Genomic DNA, 1238 nt, shown 5'->3' with positions numbered 1-1238 from the left:
TGACCTATGGCTAAAACAAACAGGCGGCTCATTCGTGCTGTCAACCTATCAGTCGGGCCACATTATTTTTCTGGGTTCTGATGAAAACGGCAATCCATATTTTATTGATCGTGCAGTAGGTACAGCTATGGGCTTGGCGATTGATAAAGAAAAGCTTTGGATCGGTACCCGCGAACAGATTTGGCGCTTCAGCAATGTGGGCGAACAGACACTCAATGGCACTGGGTATCAAGCGACTTATATGCCAAGAACATGCTACATGGTGGGTAATAGCAACACCCATGACGTGTTAGCTGATGTGAACTTCAGAGGTCAGCATTACGACTTTTTATATGCCAACACACAATTCAGCTGTATTGCCACATTAGATCCTCATTATAGCTTTGTACCTATCTGGCAGCCTGATTTCATTTCCAAACTGGCACCTGAAGATCGCTGTCACCTAAATGGCATAGGTGCTCGTGATGGCCAGCTAAGATACGCGACCTTTTGCGGTAAGACCGATTCCAGTTTGGGATGGAAAGAGAAGCAAACTGGCACAGGTTTTATTGTTGATCTTGAGTCCGAAGAAGTGGTTTGTGAGGGCTTGTCTATGCCCCACTCCCCTCGTTGGCATGATGGCAAGCTTTGGGTGCTGAACTCCGGAGAAGGTGAACTGGGCTATGTTGACTTTGAGAAAAGATGTTTCGTACCGATAGCCTTTTGCACTGGGTTTGCTCGTGGTTTGTGTTTTGTTAATAACATGGCTGTTGTGGGTCTATCGCGCTTAAGACCCAGCAAAAATGGCTTACTGCCGGGGATTAATCTGTCGGCACGCTTAGAGGAGCGCAATAGCTATCAGAGGTGTGGCCTGCAACTTTTTAACCTAGAAACGGGCAAGTTGGCGCACTGGGTTACGATCGAAGGCCCCATCACAGAGCTATACGATGTTGCATTTTTATCTGGCATTGCTGCGCCTTACTCTCCTGGATTCAGAGAACCGGACCTGCATCGGCACTTAACGAACCTGCCTGATACAACACAGCCCCAGAGCTAACCTGAGGCTCTGAAATAGAATTCCATATGAGCAAGGTCTAATATGAAAAATCCAATCGATGTCAATGAAGTCATTATTATCGATCCCAGCGTTTCTGATTACAAAACACTGATCGCCGGTTTACGGCCCGATATCCCCGTAATTATCCTACCCGAGTCAGGCAACGGCTTAGACAATATAGCTAATGCTCTGGCACAGTATA

2 protein-coding genes are annotated in these 1238 nt (G+C 46.8%); both read left to right on the top strand.

Annotation, left to right across the window (positions count from 1 at the left end; all coding sequences use genetic code 11):
• Nucleotides 1–1036: TIGR03032 family protein (locus H579_RS26565; RefSeq protein WP_036566819.1), on the top strand; the 1036-nt coding region annotated here is incomplete at its 5' end.
• 42 nt (nucleotides 1037–1078) lie between these two features.
• Nucleotides 1079–1238: DUF4347 domain-containing protein (locus tag H579_RS30170; protein ID WP_157834661.1), on the top strand; the 160-nt coding region annotated here is incomplete at its 3' end.

It is taken from the genome of Oceanospirillum beijerinckii DSM 7166, assembly GCF_000422425.1.
Classification (GTDB): domain Bacteria; phylum Pseudomonadota; class Gammaproteobacteria; order Pseudomonadales; family Halomonadaceae; genus Oceanospirillum; species Oceanospirillum beijerinckii.
Note: the sequence above shows the minus strand (reverse complement) of the source record. Positions and strands in the feature narration are given on the sequence as shown.